Origin of the sequence: Brachybacterium sp. YJGR34, assembly GCF_003347015.1 — a bacterium.
In the GTDB taxonomy this organism is placed as follows: domain Bacteria; phylum Actinomycetota; class Actinomycetes; order Actinomycetales; family Dermabacteraceae; genus Brachybacterium.
Genome location: NZ_PNFB01000016.1, coordinates 56,711 through 82,265 on the forward strand (window position 1 = coordinate 56,711; position 25,555 = coordinate 82,265).

Annotated in this window: 19 protein-coding genes and 3 tRNA genes; 3 read left to right on the forward strand and 19 right to left on the reverse strand. The window is 71.2% G+C overall.

Annotation, left to right across the window (positions count from 1 at the left end; genetic code table 11):
• Positions 1-11: 11 nt before the first annotated feature.
• Positions 12-1,451, reverse strand: a complete 1,440-nt coding sequence (gene leuC / locus CXH06_RS13385; protein ID WP_114855700.1) for a 3-isopropylmalate dehydratase large subunit — start codon at positions 1,449-1,451, stop codon at positions 12-14.
• A gap of 142 nt (positions 1,452-1,593) precedes the next feature.
• On the opposite strand from leuC, the gene CXH06_RS13390 reads away from it, so the two are divergent.
• Positions 1,594-2,328 (forward strand): IclR family transcriptional regulator, encoded by a 735-nt coding sequence (locus CXH06_RS13390; protein ID WP_114855701.1) that lies wholly within the window; start codon positions 1,594-1,596, stop codon positions 2,326-2,328.
• Positions 2,329-2,412: 84 nt separating this feature from the next.
• Here CXH06_RS13390 and CXH06_RS13395 read toward each other — a convergent pair whose 3' ends face one another.
• From CXH06_RS13395 to CXH06_RS13425, 7 genes are all read right to left on the reverse strand, one after another.
• Positions 2,413-3,231 carry a universal stress protein gene (locus CXH06_RS13395; RefSeq protein WP_114855702.1) on the reverse strand — a complete coding sequence of 273 codons (819 nt, stop codon included), beginning with the start codon at positions 3,229-3,231 and terminating at the stop codon, positions 2,413-2,415.
• Positions 3,232-3,386: 155 nt separating this feature from the next.
• Positions 3,387-3,459: transfer RNA gene (locus CXH06_RS13400), tRNA-Glu, on the reverse strand.
• A 28-nt stretch (positions 3,460-3,487) separates the two neighbouring features.
• Positions 3,488-3,560: transfer RNA gene (locus CXH06_RS13405), tRNA-Glu, on the reverse strand.
• Between the two features lie 33 nt (positions 3,561-3,593).
• Positions 3,594-3,665, reverse strand: a tRNA-Gln gene (locus tag CXH06_RS13410).
• Between the two features lie 182 nt (positions 3,666-3,847).
• Complete coding sequence (gltX, locus tag CXH06_RS13415) at positions 3,848-5,377, reverse strand: glutamate--tRNA ligase (RefSeq protein WP_114855703.1); 1,530 nt, start codon at positions 5,375-5,377, stop codon at positions 3,848-3,850.
• Positions 5,378-5,423: 46 nt separating this feature from the next.
• Positions 5,424-6,200: a fumarylacetoacetate hydrolase family protein gene (locus CXH06_RS13420; RefSeq protein WP_114855704.1), complete on the reverse strand. Its 777-nt coding sequence runs from the start codon at positions 6,198-6,200 to the stop codon at positions 5,424-5,426.
• Between the two features lie 59 nt (positions 6,201-6,259).
• Positions 6,260-6,829, reverse strand: a complete 570-nt coding sequence (locus CXH06_RS13425) for a DUF2199 domain-containing protein (RefSeq protein WP_114855705.1) — start codon at positions 6,827-6,829, stop codon at positions 6,260-6,262.
• 218 nt (positions 6,830-7,047) lie between these two features.
• Here CXH06_RS13425 and CXH06_RS13430 point away from each other — a divergent pair, with 218 nt between their 5' ends.
• On the forward strand, positions 7,048-7,950 hold the full coding sequence (locus CXH06_RS13430) for a 3-methyladenine DNA glycosylase (RefSeq protein WP_157975749.1): 903 nt from the start codon (positions 7,048-7,050) through the stop codon (positions 7,948-7,950).
• Between the two features lie 116 nt (positions 7,951-8,066).
• Complete coding sequence (locus tag CXH06_RS13435; RefSeq protein WP_114855707.1) at positions 8,067-10,625, forward strand: RNA helicase; 2,559 nt, start codon at positions 8,067-8,069, stop codon at positions 10,623-10,625.
• A 91-nt stretch (positions 10,626-10,716) separates the two neighbouring features.
• Here the strand turns inward: CXH06_RS13435 and CXH06_RS13440 are convergent, their stop codons facing one another.
• The 11 genes from CXH06_RS13440 to CXH06_RS13490 form a co-directional block, all read right to left on the reverse strand.
• Positions 10,717-10,929 carry a hypothetical protein gene (locus CXH06_RS13440; RefSeq protein ID WP_157975745.1) on the reverse strand — a complete coding sequence of 71 codons (213 nt, stop codon included), beginning with the start codon at positions 10,927-10,929 and terminating at the stop codon, positions 10,717-10,719.
• A gap of 260 nt (positions 10,930-11,189) precedes the next feature.
• Positions 11,190-11,921 (reverse strand): respiratory nitrate reductase subunit gamma, encoded by a 732-nt coding sequence (gene narI, locus CXH06_RS13445; protein WP_114855709.1) that lies wholly within the window; start codon positions 11,919-11,921, stop codon positions 11,190-11,192.
• Complete coding sequence (narJ, locus tag CXH06_RS13450; RefSeq protein WP_114855710.1) at positions 11,918-12,751, reverse strand: nitrate reductase molybdenum cofactor assembly chaperone; 834 nt, start codon at positions 12,749-12,751, stop codon at positions 11,918-11,920. Before narJ ends, narI begins: the two co-directional genes overlap by 4 nt.
• Entirely contained in the window at positions 12,751-14,382 is a 1,632-nt protein-coding gene (gene narH, locus CXH06_RS13455) for a nitrate reductase subunit beta (RefSeq protein ID WP_114855711.1), read from the reverse strand. The genes narJ and narH overlap by 1 nt, the downstream gene beginning before the upstream one ends.
• Before the next feature lie 48 nt (positions 14,383-14,430).
• On the reverse strand, positions 14,431-18,210 hold the full coding sequence (locus CXH06_RS13460; RefSeq protein ID WP_114855712.1) for a nitrate reductase subunit alpha: 3,780 nt from the start codon (positions 18,208-18,210) through the stop codon (positions 14,431-14,433).
• A gap of 55 nt (positions 18,211-18,265) precedes the next feature.
• Positions 18,266-19,495 (reverse strand): MFS transporter, encoded by a 1,230-nt coding sequence (locus CXH06_RS13465; RefSeq protein WP_114855713.1) that lies wholly within the window; start codon positions 19,493-19,495, stop codon positions 18,266-18,268.
• A 239-nt stretch (positions 19,496-19,734) separates the two neighbouring features.
• Positions 19,735-20,265, reverse strand: coding sequence for a glycine cleavage system protein R (locus CXH06_RS13470; RefSeq protein WP_114855714.1), 531 nt, complete (start codon positions 20,263-20,265; stop codon positions 19,735-19,737).
• Between the two features lie 15 nt (positions 20,266-20,280).
• Positions 20,281-21,525: a nitrate/nitrite transporter gene (locus tag CXH06_RS13475; RefSeq protein WP_114855715.1), complete on the reverse strand. Its 1,245-nt coding sequence runs from the start codon at positions 21,523-21,525 to the stop codon at positions 20,281-20,283.
• 130 nt (positions 21,526-21,655) lie between these two features.
• On the reverse strand, positions 21,656-23,287 hold the full coding sequence (gene cimA / locus CXH06_RS13480) for a citramalate synthase (RefSeq protein ID WP_114855716.1): 1,632 nt from the start codon (positions 23,285-23,287) through the stop codon (positions 21,656-21,658).
• 5 nt (positions 23,288-23,292) lie between these two features.
• Positions 23,293-24,384: a branched-chain amino acid aminotransferase gene (locus CXH06_RS13485; protein ID WP_114855717.1), complete on the reverse strand. Its 1,092-nt coding sequence runs from the start codon at positions 24,382-24,384 to the stop codon at positions 23,293-23,295.
• A 68-nt stretch (positions 24,385-24,452) separates the two neighbouring features.
• Positions 24,453-25,514: a 3-isopropylmalate dehydrogenase gene (locus tag CXH06_RS13490; protein ID WP_114855718.1), complete on the reverse strand. Its 1,062-nt coding sequence runs from the start codon at positions 25,512-25,514 to the stop codon at positions 24,453-24,455.
• Positions 25,515-25,555: the final 41 nt, after the last annotated feature.

The following is a 25,555-nucleotide window of genomic DNA, read 5'->3' on the forward strand; positions in this document are numbered from 1 at the left end:
GATGCTCCTGATCAGGCGACAGGCTGGAGGTCGGTGGGCGCGACGGGCGCGCCGAGATCCGACGGCGAGGACAGGGTGCCGCGCACGGCGGTGGCGGCGGCCACGACCGGCGAGACCAGATGGGTGCGCCCGCCCTTGCCCTGGCGGCCCTCGAAGTTGCGGTTGGAGGTGGAGGCGGCCCGCTCGCCGGGGGCCAGCTGGTCCGGGTTCATGCCCAGGCACATCGAGCAGCCGGCCTGGCGCCACTCGGCGCCGAAGTCCAGGAAGATGCGGTCCAGGCCCTCCTGCTCGGCCTGGATCCGCACACGGGCGGATCCGGGCACCACGAGCACGCGGACGTCGGGGTGCTTGGTGCGTCCCTCGAGCACGGAGGCGAAGGCGCGCAGGTCCTCGATGCGGCCGTTGGTGCACGAGCCCATGAAGACGGTGTCGACCGGGATCTGCTTCAGGGGGGTGCCGGGCACCAGGTCCATGTACTCCAGCGCGCGCTCGGCGGCGTTGCGCGCGCTGTCGTCGGTGAAGTCCTCCGGGGCGGGGACGTCGGCGCTCAGCGGGAGACCCTGGCCCGGGTTGGTGCCCCAGGTGACGAAGGGCTCGAGCTGGTCGGCGTCGATGACCACCTCGGCGTCGAAAGTGGCGTCGTCATCGGAGCGCAGCGTCTTCCAGTACGCGACGGCCTCGTCCCAGTCGGCGCCCTGCGGGGCGTGAGGACGGCCCTGGACGTACTCGAAGGTGGTCTCGTCCGGGGCGATCATGCCCGCGCGGGCGCCGGCCTCGATGGACATGTTGCAGATCGTCATCCGGCCCTCCATGGAGAGCCGGCGGATCGCCTCGCCGCGGTACTCGAGCACGTAGCCCGCGCCGCCGCCGGTGCCGATCTCGGCGATCACCGCGAGGATGATGTCCTTGGCGGTGACGCCCGGCTTGAGGTCGCCGTCGACCGTGATCGCCATGGTCTTGAAGGGGGTCAGCGGCAGGGTCTGCGTGGCCAGCACGTGCTCGACCTCGCTGGTGCCGATGCCGAAGGCGAGGGCGCCGAAGGCCCCGTGGGTGGAGGTGTGGGAGTCGCCGCAGACCACCGTGATGCCGGGCATAGTCAGCCCCAGCTGGGGGCCGACGACATGGACGATGCCCTGGTCCTTGTCGCCGAGGGAGTGGATGCGCACGCCGAACTCCTCGGCGTTGCGGCGCAGGGTGTCGATCTGGGTGCGCGAGGTGATGTCCGCGATCGGCTTGTCGATGTCGATCGTGGGGGTGTTGTGGTCCTCGGTCGCGAGGGTCTGGTCGAGGCGGCGCGGGGACCTGCCCTCCTGCCGGAGCCCGTCGAAGGCCTGCGGGCTGGTGACCTCGTGCAGCAGCTGGAGATCGATGTAGAGCAGGTCCGGCTCGCCGTTCTCCCCGCGGCGGACCACGTGATCCGCCCAGACTTTCTCCGCGAGAGTCCCCGCCATGTCGATCCTTCCCTGCGCCCGGGATGCGGGCGCGTTCCGTGAATGCTGAGCAGCGCTCGGGGTGCGAGCGCAGTCATCATCGTGTTCCGGTCCACGATCCGACGCACTTGCGTCTCACCAAATAAGACGGCAGTATCGGACCATGGACAAGATCTCGGAGGAGAACGGCAGCGGCGTCGGCGTGCTCGACAAGGCGGCGATCGTGCTCGGCGCCCTGGAGGCCGGACCGGCGACTCTCGCCCAGCTCGTGCAGTCGACCGGGCTCGCGCGACCCACGGCGCACCGCCTGGCGGTGGCGCTGGAGTATCACCATCTGGTCGCCCGCGACATGCAGGGGCGCTTCATCCTGGGCCCGCGGCTCGGGGAGCTCGCCGCCGCGGCCGGTGAGGACCGGCTGCTGGCCGCCGCCGGTCCGGTGCTCGCGGCGCTGCGGGACCACACCGGGGAGTCCGCCCAGCTGTACCGCCGCCAGGGCGACCACCGCATCTGCGTCGCCGCCGCCGAGCGCCCCATCGGGCTGCGCGACTCGGTCCCGCTGGGCGCGGCGCTGACCATGAAGGCCGGCTCCGCCGCCCAGATCCTGCTGGCCTGGGAGGAGCCGGACCGCCTCCACCGCGGACTGCTCGGCGCCCGCTTCACGGCCACCCAGCTCTCGGCCGTGCGCCGCCGCGGCTGGGCGCAGTCCATCGGGGAGCGCGAGCCCGGCGTCGGCTCGGTCTCCGCCCCGGTCCGCGGCCCCAACGGCCGCGTGGTCGCGGCGCTGAGCATCTCCGGCCCGATCGAGCGCATCACGCGCCAGCCGGGCCGCCTGCACGCCGCCTCGGTCATGAGCTCCGCGAACCACCTCACCGAGCTGCTGCGCCGCGCCGGCTCCTGAGCGCCCCCGGGCCGTGCCCGCCCTCGGGGCCGGTGGGTGACGTCTCGACGACCCCTCCCACCGGGTGGAACCCAGCGGGATGGATCAGTCGCGCTCGATCCACACCGGGGTGTGGGCGAAGCGCAGGACGTTGACCAGCTGGCGCGGCGCGCCGACCCGGCCGTCGTCCGCCGCGGACCGCTCCCCCGCCACCACCGTCAGGCACGCGTCCCGGCTCGCCTCGATGAGCTCCTTCGCGGTATCGGCCGCGGCGACGGTCACGTCCCGGACGAACACCGAGGGATGCGTCAGCGCGATCCGCTGCGCGGTGCCGGCCAGGATCTCCTGCGCCTGCTCCTCGGTGGTGCCCGGCCGCACGATCAGATGGATGTCGCGCCCGTAGGCCTCGGCCAGATCCGCGGCGCGCGTGACCACCTCGGTGGCGGTCTCGTGATGGACCAGGCCGATCGGCCCCTCCCCCTCGATGCGCCCGCGCACCACCACCACCGGGCAGGCCGCACGCGCGGCCAGGGCGAGGCTCTTGGAGCCGACGATGAGCGTCATCAGCCGGCCCAGCCCTCGACCCCCCAGCACCAGCAGATCCGCCTCAGCGCTCACCCCGACCAGCACCGGCACGGCGTTGCCGTCGATCACCTCGGAGGTGATGGGGAGGTCCGGATGGTCCTCCCGCGCGATCGTGAGGGCGTCCTTGAGCAGGCTCTGGGCGGCGCTGCGGAAGCCCGATCCGGCCATGCCCGAGATCGGGTCGATGTTGACGTCGAGCTCGGTCCAGACGAAGGCGTGGACCAGATGGAGCGCGCCGCCGACGGTGGCGGCGTGCTGGGCGGCCCAGCGGACCGCCAGATCGGATTCGTCGGCATCGAAGACGCCGACGGTGATTCTCGGAGCTGCGCTGTGCGTCATGTCACGACGATACTCTCCCCCGGCCCCGGCGCGCAGGGGCGTGGTCCGCGATACCGCCCGCATGGTCGCGCCGAACGAGGTGAGGCCGCGAAGACGGCGGGAAAAGGGGGAGAAATGAGAAGGAGCCGGCGCTCATGAGCGCCGGCTCCTGTCCGTACCCCGTACCGGATTTGAACCGGTGTTACCGCCGTGAGAGGGCGACGTCCTGGGCCGCTAGACGAACGGGGCGGGTGCGAGATCCGAAGATCTCGCCTCGTACCCCGTACCGGATTTGAACCGGTGTTACCGCCGTGAGAGGGCGACGTCCTAGGCCGCTAGACGAACGGGGCGCGGACTGCGCGACAGGAAACTGCCGCGTAGCGCTGGGGTACCAGGACTCGAACCTAGAACGACGGTACCAGAAACCGCTGTGTTGCCAATTACACCATACCCCATGGTGAGAAGTACTTTCCGTGGTTCTTCCCGTTCCGCTCCCCGGTGGTTTCCGTGGGCTTTCCGGTCAGTCCTGCGTGCCGTACCGAGGTAAGACTCTACCGGCTCTGTGCCCGCAAGACAAAGCGAGAGGGCCTCTGAGCGCTGTGAGGCTCGGCACCTCGCCCCACAGCGCTCCGCGGGCTCACTGCGCGGCGGTCGCCTCCGCGAGGCGATCGCGCAGCGCGCGCAGGCGAGCGATGCTCGAGGCGCGCCCGAGCAGCTCCATGGACTCGAACAGCGGCGGGGAGATCCGGCGGCCGGAGATCGCGCTGCGCAGCGGACCGAAGGCCAGGCGCGGCTTGATCCCCATGTCCTCGACGATCGCGGCGCGCAGGGCGGGCTCGAGGTGCTCCGCGGTGAAGGCGCCGTCCTCCAGTGCCTCCACCTCGACCAGGGCACGCTCCAGGACCGCCACGGGGTCGTCGCCGAGCTTCTTCAGCGCGTCGTCCTGGACCACCAGCTCCTCATCGGGCACGAAGAGGAAGCCCAGCAGGTCCGGAGCCTCGGCCAGGAGGTTCATACGGGTCTGCACCAGCGGCGTGGCGGCGGCGACGAGCTCCCGCTGCTGCGCGGTGACCTCCTCGCCCAACACGCCGCCCCGCTGGAGGTACGGGAGCAGCCGCTCGGCGAGCTCCGCCTCCGGCAGCAGACGGATGTGATCGGCGTTGATGGCGGTGGCCTTCTTGAGGTCCACGCGCGCCGGATTGGGGTTCACGTCGTTCGCATCGAAGCGCTCGACGAGCTGCTCGCGGCTGAAGATGTCCTCGTCGGCGCTGTAGCCCCAGCCCAGGAGGGCGAGGTAGTTGACCATGCCCTCGGGGGTGAAGCCCTGATCGCGGTAGAGGAACAGGTTGGACTGCGGATCGCGCTTGGAGAGCTTCTTGTTGCCCTCCCCCATCACATAGGGGAGGTGGCCGAACTCCGGGATCCGCTCCGCCACGCCGATGTCCACCAGCGCGCGGTAGAGGGCGATCTGGCGCGGCGTGGAGGACAGGAGGTCCTCGCCGCGCAGCACGTGGGTGATGCGCATGAGGGCGTCGTCGACGGGGTTGACCAGCGTGTACAGAGGCTGTCCGTTCGCGCGGACCACCACGAAGTCCGGGGTGGAGCCGGCCTTGAAGGTGATCTCCCCGCGCACCAGGTCGGTGAAGCCGAGGTCGGTCTCCGGCATGCGCAGGCGCCAGGTGGGCTCGCGACCCTCGGCACGGAAGGCCGCCTTCTGCTCCGCGGTGAGCTCGCGGTCGTAGCCGTCGTAGCCGAGCTGCGGGTCGCGCCCGGCGGCACGATGACGCTCGGCGATCTCCTCCGCGGTGGAGAAGGACTCGTAGATGTGCCCGGCGTCCTTGAGCTTCGCGATGACGTCCTGATAGATCTCGCCGCGCTGCGACTGGCGGTAGGGGCCGTGGGGGCCGCCCACCTCCACGCCCTCGTCCCAGTCGATGCCGAGCCAGCGCATCGCCTCGAGCAGCTGGTGGTAGGACTCCTCGCTGTCCCGGGCGGCGTCGGTGTCCTCGATGCGGAAGATGAGCTTCCCGCCGTGGTGGCGGGCGTGGGCCCAGTTGAACAGGGCGGTGCGCACGAGGCCGACGTGCGGGGTGCCGGTGGGGCTGGGGCAGAAGCGCACCCGGACCTCATCGGTCGGGGTGGCGTTCGCGGCGGGGACGGTGGTCACGCGGGGTGCTCCTGGAGGATCTGGGCGGGCGAGGGGGCGGGGCCGGTCAGCGGCGCACGATGGGGTTCGAGAGCGTGCCGATGCCCTCGATGGTGATGTCGACGGAGGATCCCGGTTCGACGGCGCGCACGCCGGCCGGCGTGCCGGTCAGGACGAGGTCCCCCGGCAGGAGGGTGACGACGGCGGAGATCTCGGCGACGAGCGCCGAGACGTCGCGGAGCATGTCCGCGGTGGTGCCGTCCTGGGCGACCTCGCCGTCGACCGCGCTGGAGATGCCCAGGGACGCGGGGTCGAGGTCGGTCTCGATCCAGGGGCCGATCGGGCAGGAGGTGTCGAAGGCCTTGGCGCGGAACCACTGGTTCTCCGCCGCCTGGGCGTCGCGGGCGGTGAGGTCGTTCGCGCAGGTGTATCCCAGGACATGCTCCGGGACCTGCTCCGGGGTGAGGTCCTTGGACATCCGCTTGATGACCACCGCGAGCTCCGCCTCGAGGCTCACCTCCTGGCTGTACGCCGGCAGGACGACGGGGTCTCCGGGGCCGACGACGGCCGTGTTGGGCTTGAGGAAGTAGAGCGCCTGCTCGGGGACCTCGTTGCCGAGCTCGGCGGCATGGGCGGCGTAGTTGCGGCCCACGCACACCACCTTCGAGCGCGGGATGACGGGTGCCAGCAGGCGGACGTCCTCGAGCGGGAGGATCGTGCCGGTGGGGCGGATCTCGGTGTACAGGGGGTCACCGGTGATCCCATAGACCATGTCCCGGCCGTCCTTCTCCTGGACGATGCCGTACTGGGGATCCTCGCCGGTGGTGAATCGGGCGATGCGCATGCCTGTCAGTCTAGGCGGTCGCGCCGGCCGGGCATCACCGGCCGGCTCCGTCCTGCATGTCACCCCTCGCTCGCCGGTAGCAGGAGGGCGCGCAGCCGCAGCTCCGCCTCGCTGCGGTCGATGCCGTCGTAGACGTCGCGCACGAGCGGATGGGAGACGGTGGAGTCGGGCACCACGAGAGGCAGCTCCATGCCTCGGGTGAGGATCTGGACGGGGAGCGAGGTGGACCGGGAGTACCCGTCGACCTGCGTGGCCAGCTGCCCGGGATACACCTCCGAATGCTCCGGGTCCTCGTAGTGCTCGGTGTAGTCGAGGAAGCTCTCCTCGCTCACCTGGACCCACAGCGCGCTCTCGAGGCCGAGATCCTCCCCGCGCACCGGGATCCTCAGAATCCCCCGCAGGTAGAAGTCCGGCAGGGGGCGCACCCAGATCATGCAGAGCTCCTCCGTGCCACGGGCATGATGCTCACGCTCGTGGCCCGAGAGGGCGAGATAGGCGTCGGGACACGGGTAGTCCACGCCGGGCCAGGGCTCCAGCAGCGTCCCGTCCGGGGCGGTGAGCGGTCTGCCGCAGTCGGCACAGTGCGCGCGGTGGTCGTCGCGGTCGACATGGTCGTCGTGGGAGGTCATCGGTGCTGCTCCTCGTCGGAAGGGGTGAGGCGACGCTAGATCGGAACGGCCCGCCTCCACCGCACCCACGGCCCCGTTGTGGAGGCCGGGGCGGTGGGGAGGAACGGTCCGCGCCGCCTCGTACGATGGATCGCCCCGACGGACCACCCCTGCAAGGAGCTCCCGTGACCCCGCTCCCGGTCGACTCTCCGACCCGCGTCCTCTCCCGCGCCGAGGCGATGCGCTCGCGCCGCGCCCACGAGCAGCGGGCCGATGCGCTGACCGCCGGTCATCGCGAGCGTCGCGCCCAGGGCATCAAGCACCCGGTCGAGGACTTCCTGTTCACCTACTACCCCTTCAGCGCCGCACGGCTGCGGCGCTGGCATCCGGGCTGGGAGCTGGCATACGACCCCTCGGCCGACGTCGACGCCGACGGTCGAGCTGTGATCGCGGATGTCGACGCCGAGGGACGTCGCTCCTGGTACCTCGACTCCCCCGGCCCCGCGGGCGGACCGACGCGGCGCGCGGACCTCCGGCGCTATCTGGACGAGCGGGCGGATGCCGTCGACTTCATGGCGCGCCTGCTGCGCTCCTCCTCCCTCGCACGGCGGACGCCGAACTTCTCCTGCTTCGGCCTGCACGAGTGGGCGATGGTCTACCGTCTCGCGCCCGGCGAGCAGCGCCACGAGGATCTCCCGCTGCGGCTGGGGCAGGAGGCGACCGACGCGGTGGTCGAGAGCGAGCGTCTGGTGTGCTCCCATATCGACGCCTTCCGCTTCTTCACGCCCCCGGCGGTGCCGCGCAACGCGATCACGCCCACCCGTGCCACGCAGGTGCAGCGCGACAACCCCGCCTGCCTGCACGTGGGCATGGACCTGTACAAGTGGGCGATGAAGCTCGTCCCGCTGATCCCCTCGTCGCTGGCGCTGGACTGCTTCGAGCACGCGCGCGCCACCCGCGTGCTGGACATGGAGGCCAGCCCGTACGACGTGCGGTCGCTCGGCTACGGCGTGGTGCCGATCGAGACGGCCGAGGGGAAAGCGGAGTACCGGCGCCGCCAGCACGATCTCGCCGAGCGCGCCGACGCGCTGCGCGAGCAGATCCTCGCGCATCTCGAGCCGCTGCTCTCCGCGGAGGCCTGACCCCAGCGGTCTCGCCGCCCACGGGCGCGCAGCGTGGCGAGTCAGGTCATGGTCCCGGGCGCCGCGGCCGCGCGGGGAGTGCTGGAGGGTCGGAGCTCCCTGGCAGACTGGACCCCATGCCGATCCTCACGCCCTTCCTGCCCGAGAGCTCCGCCGATGCCGGACAGGACGCGATCGTCGACGGGTTCGTCGAGGCCCAGGAGTCCGTCGGCCGGACCCTCTACCCGCACCAGGAGGAGGCGCTGCTGGCCATCGCCGCGGGCGATCATGTCATCGCGGCCACGCCCACCGGCTCCGGCAAGACCACGATCGCCTACGCGGCCCTCTTCGCCGCCCTCGCCCGCGGCGAGCGCGCGTACTACACCGCACCGATCAAGGCGCTGGTGAGCGAGAAGTTCTTCGACCTGGTCGCCCAGTTCGGCGCGGAGAGCGTCGGCATGATGACCGGCGACTCCTCCGTGAACCACGAGGCGCCGATCATCGTGTGCACGGCGGAGATCTTCGCGAACCACGCCCTGCGCGAGGGACCCACCAGCGAGGTGGGCCTCGCGGTGATGGACGAGTTCCACTACTACGGGGACCCGCAGCGCGGATGGGCCTGGCAGGTCCCGCTGATCGAGCTGCCCCGCTGCCAGTTCGTGCTCATGAGCGCGACCCTCGGCGACGTCACGCGCTTCGAGGAGGACCTCGAGGAGCGCACCGGGCGCGCCGTGTCCACGATCGACGACGCCCCGCGCCCGGTGCCGCTGGACTTCCGCTGGTCCCTGGAGCCGCTGCCGGACACGATCGCCACCATCCTGCAGGACCGCGATGCGCCGGTCTACATCGTCCACTTCACCCAGAAGGACGCGCTCGAGCAGGCCCAGGCGCTGCGGGGGCAGAAGATCCTCGCCGACGGCGAGAAGGAGCGGATCCGGGAGATCATCGGGGACTTCCGCTTCTCCCGCGGCTTCGGGCAGGTGCTCTCCGGCCTGGTGCGCGAGGGGATCGGGGTCCACCACGCCGGCATGCTGCCCAAGTACCGCCGCCTGGTGGAGAAGCTCGCCCAGTCCGGGCTGCTGAAGATCATCTGCGGCACCGACACGCTGGGGGTGGGCATCAATGTGCCGATCCGCACCGTGCTGCTCACCTCCCTGGCGAAGTTCGACGGCAAGCGGATGCGGCTGCTCAACGCCCGCGAGTTCCATCAGATCGCCGGGCGGGCGGGACGCGCCGGCTACGACACCGTGGGCCACGTCGTCGTGCAGGCGCCGCCGTGGACCATCGAGTTCGAGCGCGAACGGGCCAAGCAGCGCGCCCGCGAGGAGTCCGGCACAGCTCCCAACAGCGCCAAGAAGCGGAAGAAGGAGCCCAAGCCCCGCATCCCCGAGGGTGCCGTGAGCTGGTCCGAGGCGACCATGACCAAGCTGGTCGAGAACGCTCCCGAGCCGCTGCGCCCCCACCTGAAGGTCACCGCCGGCATGGCCCTGGCGCTCATCGCCCGGCCCGGCGATGCGATCGCCGCGGGCCGCCACCTCATCCTCTCCAGCCATCAGACCAGGACGCAGAAGCTCAAGCTGGTGCGCGAGGCGGTCGAGATCCTCCGCGGCCTGCGGGATGCGGAGATCATCGAGGTGCTCGAGGAGCCGGACCATCTGGGGCGCCGCTTCGCGCTGGTCGAGGACCTCCAGCTGGACTTCACCATGAACCAGCCGCTGGCCCCGTTCGCCATCGCGATGATCGACTCCCTCGACGAGGAGTCCGACTCCCTGACCCTGGACACCCTCTCGATCATCGAGGCGATCCTCGAGGATCCCCGTCAGATCCTCATGGCGCAGCTCAACGCGGCCAAGGGCGAGCTTCTCGCCGAGCTCAAGGCCGACGGCGTCGAGTACACCGAGCGCATGGCCCGGCTCGACGAGGTCACCTGGCCCAGGCCCCTCGAGGAGGATCTCGAGGCGGCCCTCGAGATCTATGCGCGCTCGCACCCCTGGGTGCGCGCCGACGACCTCTCCCCCAAGTCCGTGGTGCGCGAGATGTACGAGACCGGGCAGACCTTCAGCGAGTTCGTGCAGCGCTACGGCCTGCAGCGCTCCGAGGGCATCGTGCTGCGCTATCTCTCCGACGCCTACCAGGCGATGCGGCGCACGATCCCGCAGGACCTGCGCACCGAGAGCCTCGACGACCTCATCGAGTGGCTGGGCGTGCTGGTGCGCGGCATCGACTCCTCGCTGCTGGACGAGTGGGAGGCGCTCTCCCATCCCGAGGAGCTCGAGGCCGACGGCGCCTCCGAGATCCGCCCCAGCACGCCGCGCGGACTCTCCGCCCAGACCAAGGTGCTGCGCACCATGGTGCGGGCCGCGATGTGGCAGCGCGTGGAGCACTTCGCCTTCGAGCGCGAGCAGCGTCTCGCCGAGCTCGACGGCGCCTCCGGTTGGGACCGGCCGCGCTGGGCGGAGGCCATGGACGCCTACTACGACACCTACGACCACGTCGGCATCGACGGGCCGGCCCGCTCCCCGCAGCTGCTGCAGATCACCGAGGAGTCGCGGACCTGGCGGATCCGCCAGGTCCTCGACGACCCCGATCGCCACCACGACTGGGCGATCGAGGCGGAGCTCGATCTCGAGGCGACCGACGAGGCCGGGGAGCCGGTGCTCGCCATCACCCGCGTGGGTGACCTCGCCGACCGCTGAGGCAGCCGGTCGTCGGCGCGATGGAGGCCGGCACCACCAGGGTGCCGGCCTCCATCACGTCCGCGCCGACCCCGAGGGTCGGCGGTGCGGACTACTGCGGGTTCACCTCGACGGCCAAGGTGACGCCGCGCTGCGGGTTCACCTCGACGTACTGCGGGTTCACCTCGACACGCTGCGGGTTGACCTCGACGCGCTGCGGGTTCACCTCGACGAAGGAGCGGAGACTCCGCTGCGGATTGACCTCGACAGCCGAGGCGGCACCCGCACCCGCCAGTCCGAGGGACAGGACGAACGCGGCACCCACGGCGGCACGCGCCGTGCGTCCGAGCCGTCGACGCGGGCGGGACGGCGGAAACTCTTCGGAAGCAGGATTCACGGTGGGGTCCTCTCGAGGGAGACGAGCACCGGCTCCGGCGCCCGCAGCCTCAGGATAGCCCCGCAGCACTCTCGGCAAAAGGGGCATTCCCGGCCGAACCGGAATCGTCCCGATCAGCCCTGCCGGTGGTCACCGCACCGCGGGGGCCGCGGCGCGGGGGCCGCGGCGCGCCCCGGTCCTGCACAGTGTCAGTACTTCACCTTCTCCCAGCCCCGCCGCTCGGCCTCCTTGCGGGGGTCCTTGCTGCGGTAGACGATGTACGGCCTGGTCAGATAGCCGAGCGGGGCGGCGAAGACGTGCACCAGGCGCGTGAACGGCCAGATCCCGAACAGCAGCAGCGCGGAGAGGATGTGCAGCTGGAAGAAGATCGGCGCCTGCCCCATCAGCTCCGGATCGGGTCGCAGGGTCCAGAACTCTCGGAACCAGATCGAGACGCCCTCGCGGTAGTCGTATGTGCCGAGGGCCGAGTGCACGATCGTGGCGAGCAGGCCGAACAGGATCGTCAGCGACAGCATCAGGTACATCAGCTTGTCCCCCGCCGTGGTGGCGCCGAAGACCCGGGTGTTGGTGCGCCGCCGGTACAGGAGGATCAGCAGCCCGCCCACGCAGGCCACGGCCGCGGCGAGCCCGATGGTGATCGCCATGAGGTGGTACAGATGATCGCTGACCCCCAGGAACTCCGTCCAGGACTTCGGGATGCCGAGGCCCACCACATGGCCGAAGAAGATGCCGATGATCCCGAAGTGGAACAGCGGCGAACCGATCGACAGCAGGCGCGACTCGTAGATCTGGCTGGAGCGGGTGGTCCAGCCGAAGCGGTCCGCGCGGAAGCGCCACACGTGCCCGAGCACGAACACGGCGAGCACCATGTACGGCAGCACCACCCACAGCAGCAGGTCGAGCGTCGAGACGTCGGTCATGAGGGTCGTCCTCTCATCAGGTCCACGGGAACCGGTCCGGGAGCGGCCGCCCCGGACCCGCAGGAGGAGGCGGCGGAGGTCTGACCGGCGAGGTCGCCGGCGGCGCCGTCCAGTCCGAACCCGTCCGCGCCGTAGCCGTCCAGGCCCACCAGCTCCTCCTCGGGTCCCTCCTCGGCCAGGCGCAGCACCGCGGCGCGGTCGTCGGCGTCCAGCGGCGGGAGGGTCGCGCACAGGGCCACGAGCGCCCCGTGCCACGGCGAGCCGATGTCCGCCAGATGCAGGCGCAGCAGCTCGACGCCCGGACGATTGGCGCGCAGGATCTTCGCGCCGCGCTCGGCATCGTGGGCGGCGGCGAACTCGAGCACCACGGGGAGGTGGTCGGGAAGCTCCTCGGCACCGATCACGAGGCCCGCCGCCCGGAAGTCCTGCTTGATGCGCAGCAGGGCCATCCCCCGCCGGCGGGTGTCCCCGTGGCTGAAGTACGTCAGGTGCAGGCAGCCGCGCCGGCGCGTGTCGAAGGTGTCCACGTACTGCTCCTGGAGGATCACCGGGTCCTGCGCGGACAGCTGGTGGAGACTGCCCAGGAGGGCGGTGCGCGCCGGGTCCGGGAGTCCGCCGGCGAGCTCGCGCACGGCGGTGAAGCGCTCGATGGTCCGCTCCTCGGGGTAGGTGAGCATCCACGAGACCGCGATCCAGCAGATCCGCAGCTCCTCGGTGGTCATCCCGGAGGCGTGCAGCTGGTCCTTCCCGGCCCGTCCGCGCGGCGAGGAGGCCGTCGCGGCACCGGGCCCGCCGTCCCGTCGGCCCAGCAGCCGGGCGAGCGCACCCATCACGCGCTCCCCGTGGCCGGGGACGGGAACAGGCCCTCGGGCCTGCCGGTGCCGTCCCAGTTCAGGAGGTTCACGCGTCCGGCCTCGGGCCGGGGGACGGTCTCGCGGCGCTGGGTGGCGTATCCCGGCCCGGACATGCCCATCGGCTCCTCCGGCGGGGACATGCTCATCCCCGGCCCACCCGGTGCGTTCAGCGGGCAGTCCGTGCCGGTGCTCTCGAGGTCATGGGCCGATTCGTGGTGCCCCACCGGGATCACGTAGCGGTCCTCGTATTTCGCGATCGCGAGCAGGCGGTACATCTCCTCCATCTCCTGGCCGGACATGCCCACCGCATTGGCGATCCCCTCCTTCGGCTCGCGGCCCAGGTTGATGTCGCGCATGTACGAGCGCATCGCCGCCATCCGGTACAGCACCCGCTCCACGGTGGGGACGTCGCCGGCGCTGAACAGGTTCGCGAGGTACTCCACGGGGATGCGCAGCGCATCGATCGCCGCGAAGAGGCTCTCCGCGTCCTCCGCGTCGTAGCCGGTGTCCCGCACCACGTCCACCACCGGGGACAGCGGCGGGATATACCAGACCATCGGCATGGTGCGGTACTCGGGGTGCAGCGGGAGCGCGACCTCGTAGTCCTTGATGAGCCGGTAGGTCGGTGATCTCTGGGCGGCCAGGAGCCAGTCGTGCGGGATGCCCGCGGCGCGGGCCCCGGCGATGACCTCGGGATCGTTCGGGTCGAGGAGGAGGTCGCGCTGGGCGCGGTAGAGGTCCTTCTCGTCCGGGGTCGAGGCGGCCTCGGTGACGCGGTCGGCGTCGTAGAGGACCAGACCGATGTAGCGCAGGCGGCCCACGCAGGTCTCCGCGCACACCGTCGGCTCACCCTGCTCGATGCGCGGATAGCAGAAGGTGCACTTCTCGGCCTTGCCGGTGCGGTGGTTGAAGTAGATCTTCTTGTACGGGCAGCCGGTGACGCACATGCGCCAGCCGCGGCAGCCGTCCTGGTCCACCAGGACGATGCCGTCCTCCTCGCGCTTGTAGATCGCGCCCGAGGGGCAGGAGGCGACGCAGGTGGGGTTCAGGCAGTGCTCGCAGATGCGCGGCAGGTAGAACATGAAGGTCTGGTCGAACTCCATCGTGACCTTCTCCTCGATGCCCTTGAGCATCGGGTCGAGGTCCTTGGCCGCGTAGGTTCCGCCGAGGTCGTCGTCCCAGTTGCCGGACCAGGTGATCTCGGTGCGCTCCCCGGTCAGCAGCGAGGTCGGCGGCGCGGTGGGGATCGTCTCCTGCTGGGCGGGGGCGCGCAGCAGGTTGTCGTAGTCGTAGGTCCACGGCTCGTAGTAGTCCTCGATGCCCGGCAGGCGCGGGTTGGAGAACAGCTGGAGCAGCTTGGTCAGGCGACCGCCGGCGCGGAGCTTCAGCCGACCGTTCCTCCCCAGCTCCCAGCCGCCCTTCCACTTCTCCTGGTCCTCGTACCCGCGCGGGTAGCCCTGTCCGGGCCGGGTCTCGACGTTGTTGAACCAGATGTACTCGGTCCCGGAGCGGTTGGTCCACGCCTGCTTGCAGGTGACCGAGCAGGTGTGGCAGCCGATGCACTTGTCGAGGTTCATCACCATCGACATCTGGGCCATGACGCGCATGAGGGGGATTCCTTCCGACGGGCGGACGACGGGCGGTGGGCGGCGGTCTCAGTACTCGACGGGAGCGGTGCGCTTGCGGATCACCGTCACCTCGTCGCGCTGGTTGCCGGTGGGCCCGTAGTAGTTGAAGGCGTAGGAGAGCTGGCCGTAGCCGCCAATCAGGTGCGAAGGCTTGAGCATGATGCGGGTCAGGGAGTTGGTGACTCCGCCCCGCTTCCCGTCCCGCTCGGTGAGGGGGACGTTGACCGTGCGCTCCTGGCCGTGGTGCATGAAGGCGGTCCCCCGCGGCATGCGATGGCTGACCACGGCGCGCGCGGCGACCACGCCGTTGCGGTTGACGGCCTCGACCCAGTCGTTGTCCTCGATGCCCACGGCCTCCGCGTCCTCGACGCTCATCCAGATGTTCTGCCCGCCGCGGGACAGGTTCATCATGAAGAAGTTCTCCTGGTACATCGAGTGGATCGCCCACTTGTTGTGCGGGGTCAGGTAGCGCACGGAGATCGAGGTGCCGGCCTCGTCCTGCTCGCCCAGCGGGCGCTCGCCGAAGAGCGCGGTCATGTCCAGCGGCGGCCGGAAGACCGGCAGCGCCTCCCCGATCTCGAGCATCCAGTCGTGGTCGAGATAGAAGTGCTGACGGCCCGTGAGCGTGTGCCAGGGCTTCTTGCGCTCGACGTTGATCGTGAAGGGGCTGTAGCGACGTCCCCCGGTCTCGGAGCCGGACCATTCGGGGCTGGTGATGACCGGCACCGGGGCGGCCTGGGTGTCCGAGAAGTGGATGCGCTTGCCCTCGTTCTCCGCGGAGAGGTCGCGCAGCGCCACGCCCGTGCGCTTCTCGAGGGTCTCGAAGCCCTGGGTGGCCATGTGCCCGTTCGTGGTGCCGGACAGTCCCAGGATGAACTCGCAGGCCTGGAGGTCGGTCTCGATCTTCGGGCGTCCCGCGGCGGGACCGGAGCGGTGGACGCCGTTGAGCCGTCCCAGCTCCTCGACCTGCTTCGTCACGTCGTAGGTGATGCCCTTGGTGGTCATCCCGAGGGTGTCCAGCAGCGGCCCGATCGAGGTGAACTTCGCGTGGATCTGGGTGTAGTCCCGCTCCACCTCCACGAGCGTGGGCATGGTGAGCCCCAGGATCGGTTCGCACTCCCCCGCCTTCCAGTCCCGCACCCTCCCGTGCGGGGTGGCGAGCTCGCCGGGGGTGTCGTGCTGGAGGGGGAAGGCGACCACGTCCTTGCGGGTCCCCAGATGGGTCTCGGCCAGCTCGCTGAACTTCTTCGCGATCGAGGCCCAGGTCTCCCAGTCCGTGCGGGACTCCCAGGGGTTGGAGATCGCGGGGTTGAAGGAGTGGATGAAGGGGTGCATGTCCGTGGTGGACAGGTCGTGCTTCTCGTACCAGGTGGCCGCCGGCAGCACCACGTCGGAGTGCAGGGTGTGGCTGGTCATGCGGAAGTCGAGCGTGAGCAGCAGGTCCATCTTGCCGATCGGGGCCTCCTCCCGCCATCGCACGTCGCGCGGGCGCAGATGCTCCGGCGTCTCCTCCCCGGTCGCGGCGCTGTCCACGCCCAGCAGGTGGCGGAAGAAGTACTGATCGCCCTTGGCCGAGGAGCCCAGGGTGTTGGCCCGCCAGATCGACCAGATGCGCGGATGGTTCTGCGGGGCGTCCGGGTCCTCGGCCGCGAAGTTGATCTCGCCGTTCTTCAAGGCCTCCACGAGATACGGGATGGTCTCCTGGCCGGCGGCGGCGGCCCGATCGGCGACGTCCAGGGAGCTGATGTCGAACTGCGGGAAGAAGGGCTGCCAGCCCAGACGCTGGGAGAGGGCCACGGCATCGGCGGCGGTGGTCCCGGCGAAGCGGCCCGCCCCGGTGGTCGCGGTGAGGGTGTCGGCCCCGAAGCGGTCATAGCGCCACTGGTCGGTGTGCATGTACCAGTAGGTGGTCTGGGTCATCTGGCGGGGCGGGCGCGACCAGTCCAGGGCGTTGGCCAGATGCAGCCAGCCGGTGATGGGCCGCACCTTCTCCTGGCCCACGTAGTGCGCCCAGCCGCCGCCGTTGACGCCCTGGGTGCCGCACAGCGTGGTCAGGGTCAGGAAGGAGCGGTAGATGGTGTCGGAGTGGAACCAGTGGTTGGTGCCGGCGCCCATGATGATCATGGAGCGCCCGCCGGAGTCGACGGCGCTCTGCGCGAACTCGCGCGCGATCCGTGCGGCGGCCTGCCCGGGCACGCCCGTGATGGTCTCCTGCCAGGCCGGGGTGTAGAGGGCCTCGGCGTCGTCGAGCCCGCGGGCCCATGTGCCAGGCAGGCCCTCGCGCCCCACGCCGTACTCGGCCAGCAGCAGGTCGTAGACGGTGGTGACGGCGCGGCCGTCGATCCGGCGCACGGGGACGCCCCGCGTCACGTCGCCGCGGCCGCCCTGGCCGGCGGTGTCGAAGCGCGGCATGAGCACCTCGGCGACCTCTTCGTGGTGGCCCAGCAGCGTGAGCGCCGGGTCGAGATCGCCCAGCTCGAGATTCCAGCGGCCCTCGCCGTCGGCGCTGTAGCGGTGGCCGAGCGTTCCGTTGGGGACGGCGGCCTCACCGCGGGCGGCGTCGAAGAGCAGCGGCTTGAAGTCCGCGTGCTCGGTCGCAGCCTCCGCGGTGCGCACCTCCCCCAGGTCGCTGGCGACGAGGAACTTGCCCGGGACCAGCGCGCCGTCCTCCCGCTGCTCGAGCTGGACGAGGAAGGGCAGGTCCGTGTACTGGCGGGCATAGTCGAGGAAGGCCGGCGTCTGCTTCTCGACGTAGAACTCGCGCAGGATCGTATGGCCCATGCCCATGGCCAGCGCCGCATCGGTGCCGGGATGGGGGGCGAGCCACTCGTCGGCGAACTTCACCGACTCCGCGTAGTCGGGGGCGACGGAGATGACCTTCTGGCCCCGGTAACGGGCCTCGGTCATCCAGTGCGCATCCGGGGTGCGGGTCTGCGGGACGTTCGATCCCCACATGATGAGGTAGGCGGCGTCCCACCAGTCCCCGGACTCCGGGACGTCGGTCTGGTCGCCGAAGACCTGCGGGGAGGCGGGAGGCAGATCCGCGTACCAGTCGTAGAAGGACAGCATCGAGCCGCCGATCAGCTGATGGAAGCGGGCCCCCGAGGAGAAGGAGACCTGGCTCATCGCCGGGATCGGGGAGAAGCCGGTGGCGCGGTCGGGGCCGTACTCCTTGACCGTGTGCACGTAGGCGGCGGAGATCATCTCGATCGCCTCGTCCCAGGAGGCGCGCACGAGGCCGCCCCGGCCGCGGGCCCGCTTGTACCGCATGGCCTTCTCGGGATCGGAGACGATCGCCTTCCAGGCCTCCACCGGATCGTGGCCCGGCGCCTTCGCCTTCTCCTCGCGGTACAGCCGCAGCAGCTCGGAGCGCACGTAGGGGTACCGCACCCGGGTGGGCGAGTAGGTGTACCAGGAGAAGGACGCGCCGCGCGGACAGCCGCGGGGCTCGTACTCGGGCTTGTCCGGGCCGGCGGACGGGTAGTCGGTCTCCTGGGACTCCCAGGTGATCACCCCGTCCTTGACGTACACCTTCCACGAGCAGGAACCCGTGCAGTTCACGCCGTGGGTCGAGCGCACCACCTTGTCGTGGCTCCAGCGCTCCCGGTAGAAGGAGTCGCCGCCGCGCCCGCCCACGCGATGGGTCTCCCGGCCGTCCGCGCTGATCGCCTCCGAACGGCTGAACATCCTGCGCGCACCGATCAGCGCATCGAACAAAGGGGAATCCGTCCCCGTGCCGGTGCCGGGGGCGGCGGCGCGCGGCGTCCGCGGCCCCTGCTGCGTGTCCTGGTCGTCCTGAACGGTCATGAACTGCTCCTCCTGAGGGGCGGACGGACGGCGGTGGGCGCGTGGGGCGGCGGACCTACGGGACGGCCGGCTCCCGGCGGCCGGCTCCCCGTCCCACCATCAGGGTCACGCCGATCGCGCCGAGGGTGGCCAGCAGCAGCAGCGCGATCCCGATCGAGTAGCTGCCCTGGGCGGAGTACACGGCGGCCATGACCAGCGGCGGCACGAAGCCCCCCAGGCCACCCGCGGCTCCGACGAAGCCGGTCACGGACCCCACCACGGACGGGTCCGAGGTCTGTGCCACCAACGCGAACACCGCGCCGGAGCCGAGGCCGAGGCCCGCGGCCATGAGGATGTACACGATCGTGCCCAGGGGCATCAGGTCCGGCTGGAAGATCAGCACGAACGCGGCCACGGTCACCGCGGTGTAGGCGACGAGCAGGGTGCGCACGGCGCCCAGACGATCGGAGAGGGTGCCGCCCAGGGGCCGCATGATGACGGCGACGATCACGAAGCCGGCCATCCGGAAGGAGGCGTCGGTCGCCTCCAGGCCGTACCAGTTCTGCAGCATCGTGGGCAGGAAGACGGAGAAGGCCACGTAGCCGCCGAAGCTCAGCGCGTAGAGGTAGCAGGCCTGCCAGGTGACGGTCAGCTTCATGACCGCCACGGAGGAGGTGATGATGTTCCGGTGCGAGGGCGACCAGGTGGGGGCGTCCTTCATGAACAGCCAGGCGACGATCGCGTAGAGCACGAGGGCGATCGCGGTGAGCACGAAGGGCGCGGCGTCGCCGATCGCGTTCACCAGCGGCACGGTGGTGAAGGCGCTGATCGCGGTGCCGCCCATGCCCATCCCGTACAGGCCGGTGGCCATGCCGCGCTTGGCGGGCGGGAACCAGGAATTCACATAGGGAACACCGATCGCGAACGTGGTGCCGGCGATGCCGAGGAAGAATCCGCCCAGCAGAAGCGTCCCGAATCCGTACTGCCCCACGAACCCGAGGAACAGCACGGGGATCACGGTGAGCAGGGAGACCAGCGGGAACATGAGATGGCCGCCGAAACGGTCGGACAGCGCCCCCACCACAATCCGGCCCAGGGAGCCGACGAGCACCGGGATCGCGACGATCAGGGAGGAGTCCGCGGCCAGACCGCGCTCGACGTAGATCGGTCCCAGCGGGCTGAGCAGGGCCCAGGCCCAGAAGTTGATCCCGAACCCGAGCGTGACCAGGAACAGGGCGCGCCAGGCCCCGGCCGGTACGGCGTCGGGATCGGTGGTGTCGGCGGAGGGACGGGCGGACTCGGTCATCGGTGGCCTCCACGATCGAGGGCGGAGACGGAGCCGCTGGGCGACCCGTCCCACGCATCGGCGGAATGCGGAACCCTCACAGGATCCACGTCCCGTCCTGCCACACTAAGGGACCTCGGTCCCGTCAGAGAAGGCTTTCCGGTGAACTCCTCGACCGCAGCCCGGGAATCCCGCTTTTCGAAACGAAGGCCTTCCGGAATTCCCGCCCCGGTCGGAGCGCGAGGAACCGGACGGACCGGTCAGCCGGCCGTGTCGAGCTCGAGGTCGACCATGAGCTCGGCGGCGATCTCCTCGAGCGCGTCCCGGACCTGTCCCTGGTCCGTGCCGGCGGGAAGGCGCAGCTCGGCCTCCGCCTCGAACAGCATGCCGCCGCCCTCCGGGGCTTCCCGGGTCCAGCTGCGCAGACCGTCGATGGTGGCCCCCTGGGAGCGCAGCGCGGCGGTGACCTCGCGGACCATGCCGGTGCGGTCCTGGCCCAGCAGGTGCAGGCTGAGCGCCTCGCCCGAGGCGTCCGGCGATCCGGAGCCCGCGGTCCCCTCGGTGGCCTCGACGCTCAGGCCCTCGCTCGCAGCCAGCGCCGGCAGGGCGGCCAGGAGCGCGTCGACGTTCTGCTCGGGCACCTCGACCAGGACGATCCCGGCGAACTTCCCGGCGAGCAGCGAGAGCTGGCTGTCGACCCAGTTCCCCCCGTGCTCGTCGACGGCGGCGGCGAGGGCGGCGACGAGGCCGGGGCGGTCGTCGCCGATGGCGGTGAGCACATAGGTCGTCATGCGCTCAGGGTAGCGTCATGCGACGGCCGGGCGGGCCGCCCGCTCGGATCCCCTCCGGCTCAGGGTCCAGGTGATCGCGAGCGCCCCGACCGCGGCCGCCGCGAGGAGCAGGATCGCCGGGGCGTAGGTGCCCGTCGTCGTCAGCGCCGCGGCCATGAGGATCGGCGGCACGAAGCCGCCCAAACCACCCGCCGCACCGACCACCCCGGTCACCGCCCCGACGGCGGAGGGCTCGGTGACCTGGGCGACGAGCGCGATGACGGCCCCCGCACCCAGGCCCAGCGCGCCGGCGATCACGAGCAGGGCCACCGTCCCCACCGGCACGAGCACCGGATGCGTGCTCAGCAGCAGCGCCGCGGCGAGCACCGCCAGGTAGGAGACCGCGAGGGTCCGGCCCGCGCCCGCACGATCGGCGAGCACACCGCCCAGGGGGCGCAGGAGCACGGCGACCAGGACGAACCCGGCCAGCCCCAGCGAGGCCTCCGCGCTGCCGAGCCCGTACCAGGTGCTCAGCAGCGTGGGCAGGAAGACGGCGAAGGCGACGTAGCCGCCGAAGGAGAGCGCGTACAGGCACGAGGCCTCCCAGGTCCCCCGGTGCCGCAGGACGCCCACGGTCCCCCGCAGCGCGGCCCCGCGGGACGGCGTCCAGCCCGGCGCGGTGGGCAGCAGCAGCCAGGCCACCGCGGCGTAGAGGCACAGCGCGATCGCGGTGACCACGAAGGGGGCGCTGTCCCCCACCGCGGTCAGCAGCGGCACGGTGGTGAAGGCGCTGATGGCCGTGCCGCCCATGCTGGCCCCGAAGATGCCGGTGGCGAGCCCGCGGCGCCCCGGCGGGAACCAGGAGTTGACGTAGGGGACCCCGATCGCGAAGGCCGTGCCGGCGATGCCGAGGAAGAAGCCGCCCACCAGGAGCGTCGCGGCGGAGTGCTGGCCCACCAGGCCGAGGAACAGCACCGGCACCACGGAGGCCAGCGCGATGAGCGGGAACATGACCCGCCCGCCGAGGCGATCGGTGAGGGCGCCGACGGGGATCCTGCCCAGTGAGCCGACCACCACCGGCACCGCGACCAGCAGCGCGGCCTCGGGGACGACGCCGCGCTGGACGTAGACCGGCCCCAGCGGGCTCAGCAGCGCCCAGGCCCAGCTGGTCAGGGCGAAGCCGATGGTCGCGAGGACGAGCGCCCGCACGGCGCCGCGCGGCGGCGCCGTCGCAGGGGCGGAGGGCGGTCTCGTGCGGGTGGCGGTGGACGGCTGGGCCATGGAGGACGCTCCGCTCCGGACAGGTGGCGAGGACGTCCGCCAGCATGCCCGCGGCGCGGCGCCGGGAGCCCCTCCCCCGGGTCCCGACGAGACCGATGGTCACGGTCGGGTCACACGGAGCGCGCCATCTTCACACCCCGGACTTGTAGAGCCCGTAGGTGTACGCATCGTAGACCGCCTCCCAGGAGGCCTCGATGACGTTGGGCCCCACGCCAACTGTCTGGAACTCGAGCCCGCGCCCGGAGGTGCGCACGAGGACCCGCGTGGTGGCGTCGGTGCCGTGCTGGGCATCGAGGATGCGCACCTTGAAGTCCCGCAGCTCGAATTCGTCGACCTCCGGGTGCCGCTCCCGCAGGGCCGATCGCAGCGCGAGGTCCAGGGCGTTGACCGGACCGTTGCCCTCCGCGATGGCGACCCGCCGCTCGTGTGCGCCGTCGCCGTCGGCGACCAGCTTCACGGTCGCCTCGCTCTCGAGGATCCCGTCCCGGCCCAGCTGGGAGGTGGCACGCCAGGACTCGACCGTCGAATAGCTGGGCACCTGGCCCAGCTGATCCAGCAGGAGCAGCTCGAAGGAGGCGTCGGCCGCCTCGTAGGAGTAGCCCTCGGCCTCGCGCTGCTTGACGGCGCGCGCGAGGCGGGAGAGCAGCTCCTGATCCCCGGCGAGGTCGAAGCCCAGCTCGCGGCCCTTGAGCTCGATCGAGGCGCGCCCGGCCATGTCGGAGATGATCATGCGCATGTCGTTGCCGACCCGGTGCGGATCGATGTGCTGGTACAGGTCAGGATCGACCCGGATCGCGCTCGCATGCAGCCCCGCCTTGTGGGCGAAGGCGCTCGCTCCCACGTAGGGGGCACGGGAGCCCACCGGCATGTTCACGATCTCTCCGATCGCGTGGGCGATCCGGGTGGCCTCGGCGAGGGTCTGCTCCGAGACCAGATCCAGTCCCATCCGGAGCTGGAGGTCCGCCAGGAGCGTCACCAGGTCCGCATTCCCCGTGCGCTCTCCGTAGCCGTTGACGCAGCCCTGCACATGGGTGATCCCCGCGCGCACGGCGGCCAGCGCGTTGGCGACCGCGCAGCCGGAATCGTTGTGGGTGTGCACACCGAGCCGGGCGTCGCCCGCCCCGCCGGCCGCCAGGCGCTCCCGGAGGTCCTCGATCACCTCGGTGACCTGGTGCGGGAGCATGCCGCCATTGGTGTCGCACAGCACCAGCACGGCGGCGCCGGCCTCGTGGGCGGCGCGGAGCACGGCGGTGGTGTAGTCGGCGTCGTGGAGGAAGCCGTCGAAGAAGTGCTCGGCGTCGAGCATCACCTCACGGCCGAGCCCCACCAGGTGCGCGACCGTCTCGCGCACCATCGCGAGATTCTCCTCTGCAGTGGTGCGCAGCGCTCCGGTGACATGGCGCAGATCGGACTTCGCCACCAGGGTGATGGTCTCCGCGCCCGAGGCGACGAGCGCGGCCACCTGGGCGTCCTCGGCGACCGCGACCCCGGCCTTGCGGGTCGCGCCGAAGGCGGCGAGTCGGGCGTGGCGCAGCTCGAGCTCCTCGGCGGCACGGGCGAAGAACTCGGTGTCGCGCGGGACGGCGCCGGGCCAGCCGCCCTCGATGTAGGTCACCCCGAGCTCGTCGAGGTGGCGGGCCACAGCCAGCTTGTCGGCCACCGAGAGGGTGAGCCCTTCCTGCTGGGAGCCGTCGCGCAGGGTCGTGTCGTAGAGGTGGAAGGCAGGGATCGCCGGCACGGCCGGGCTCGTCGCGGTCGTCATGGCGCTCAGACCAGCCGGGTCAGCCAGCCGTGACGGTCCGGGATCCGGCCGTACTGGATGTCGGTGAGCTCCTGGCGGAGGGACAGCGTGGTCTCGCCGGAGCCGCCGTCGCCCACGGTCCAGGTCCCGCCGCGGGCGCGGAACTCGCCGATCGGGTTGATGACCGCGGCGGTGCCGCAGGCGAACATCTCCACGATCTCCCCGGAGCTCAGCTGCTCGAGGACCTCGCTGATGAGCAGGTGGGTCTCCTCGACCTGCAGACCGCGCTCGGCGGCGAGGGTGAGGATCGAGGAGCGGGTGACGCCCTCGAGGATCGAGCCGGTCAGCGCCGGGGTCAGCAGCCGGCCGTCGCGGGTGAGCGCGAAGACGTTCATGCCCGAGAGCTCGTCGATGGACGAGCGGGTCTCCGAGTCCAGGAACAGGACCTCGTCGGCGCCCTGCTCCGCGGCCTCCCGCTTGCCCAGCAGGGAGGAGGCGTAGTTGCCGCCGCACTTGGCGGCGCCGGTGCCGCCGGCGCCGGCGCGCGAGTAGTCGTCGGAGATCCAGACCACCAGGGGCTGGACGCCGCGCGGGAAGTAGGGCCCCGCCGGGGAGGCGATCACGTAGTAGTCGACGCTGTGCGCGGCCCGCACCCCGAGGAACTCCTCGCCGGCGAACATGAAGGGACGCAGGTACAGGGACTCCTCGCTCGTGGCCTCGGGGACCCACGGCTCGTCGGCCGCGACCACGGCCCGCAGCGAGGCGAGGAAGTCCTCGATCGGCAGCTCGGGCAGGGCGAGCCGGCGGGCGGAGCGCTGCAGGCGCTCGGCGTTGGCCTGCGGCCGGAAGGTCCACACCGAGCCGTCGGCGTGCCGGAAGGCCTTCAGCCCCTCGAAGATCTCCTGGCCGTAGTGGAGCACCGCGGAGCCCGGTGAGAGCTGGATCGGTCCGAAGGGCACCACCTCGGCGCCGCCCCAGCCGTCCTCGAGGGTCCAGCGCGCACGGGCCATGAAGTCCGTGAAGTGCGATCCGAAGCCGGGGTCGGCGAGGATCTGCGCGCGCTCGTCCTCGCCGACGCGACGGGTCGTGCTGGTCTGGGTGAAGTCGAGCGCGCTCACGGGGTGCTCCTCAGGGGCGGGGGTCGGGGTGGGGATGTCGCGGTGTCGCGGCGGTTCGGCGGGCGCGATCAGCGCCCGGAGATCGCCGCGACCAGGTCGTCGCCGATGCGCACGGTGCCGCGGACGCGCAGCTCCTCGGAGTCGGCGCGGGCGGCGATGTCCGCCTCCACGGCGGAGCGGACCGCGGCCGCCGGCGCGGTGTGGCCCAGGTGGTCCAGCAGCAGCGCGACCGAGAGCACGGTCGCGGTGGGGTCGGCGAGGTCCTTCCCGGCGATGTCCGGGGCGGAGCCGTGGACCGGCTCGAACATCGAGGGGTAGGCGCCGGAGGGATTGAGGTTCGCGCTCGCGGCGAGGCCGATGCCCCCGCCGACGGCCGCGGCGAGGTCGGTGACGATGTCACCGAAGAGGTTGTCGGTGACGATGACGTCGAAGCGGGACGGATCGGTGACCAGGTAGATCATCGCCGCGTCGACATGGGCGTAGTCGACCTCCACCTCGGGATGCTCGGCCCCGACCTCCTCGACGATGCGCCGCCACAGGTGCCCGGCGTGGACCAGCACGTTGTGCTTGTGCACCAGGGTGAGCTTCTTCCGACGCCGCTCGGCCTGCGCAAAGGCGTAGCGCACCACGCGCTCGACGCCCACGGCCGTGTTCAGGGAGACCTCGGTGGCCACTTCGAGCTCCGTGCCGGTGCGCATCGAGCCGCCGTTGCCGACGTACGGGCCCTCGGTGCCCTCCCGCACCACCACGAAGTCCACCTCGCCCGGTGCGGCGAGCGGGGAGCCCACCCCCGGGAAGAGCGTGGTGGGCCGCAGGTTCACGTAGTGGTCGAAGCCGAAGCGGAGCTTCAGCAGCAGACCGCGCTCGAGGACCCCCGAGGGGACACCGGGGTCACCGACGGCCCCCAGCAGGATCGCGTCGTGCTCGGCGAGGCGCGCCATGTCCTCATCGGTCAGGGTCTCCCCCGTGCGGTGCCAACGCCCCGCACCGAGGTCGAAGTCGGTGGTCTCGACCGTCACGCCGACGGGGTCGAGCGCGGCGCGGAGGGCGCGCAGGCCCTGGGGGACGACCTCGCGGCCGATGCCGTCGCCCTCGATGAGGGCGAGCCGGAGGGTGCTGGGGGTGCTCATGGGGGCTCCGTTTCCGGGAACGTGTCAGGGGCTGCTGGGGG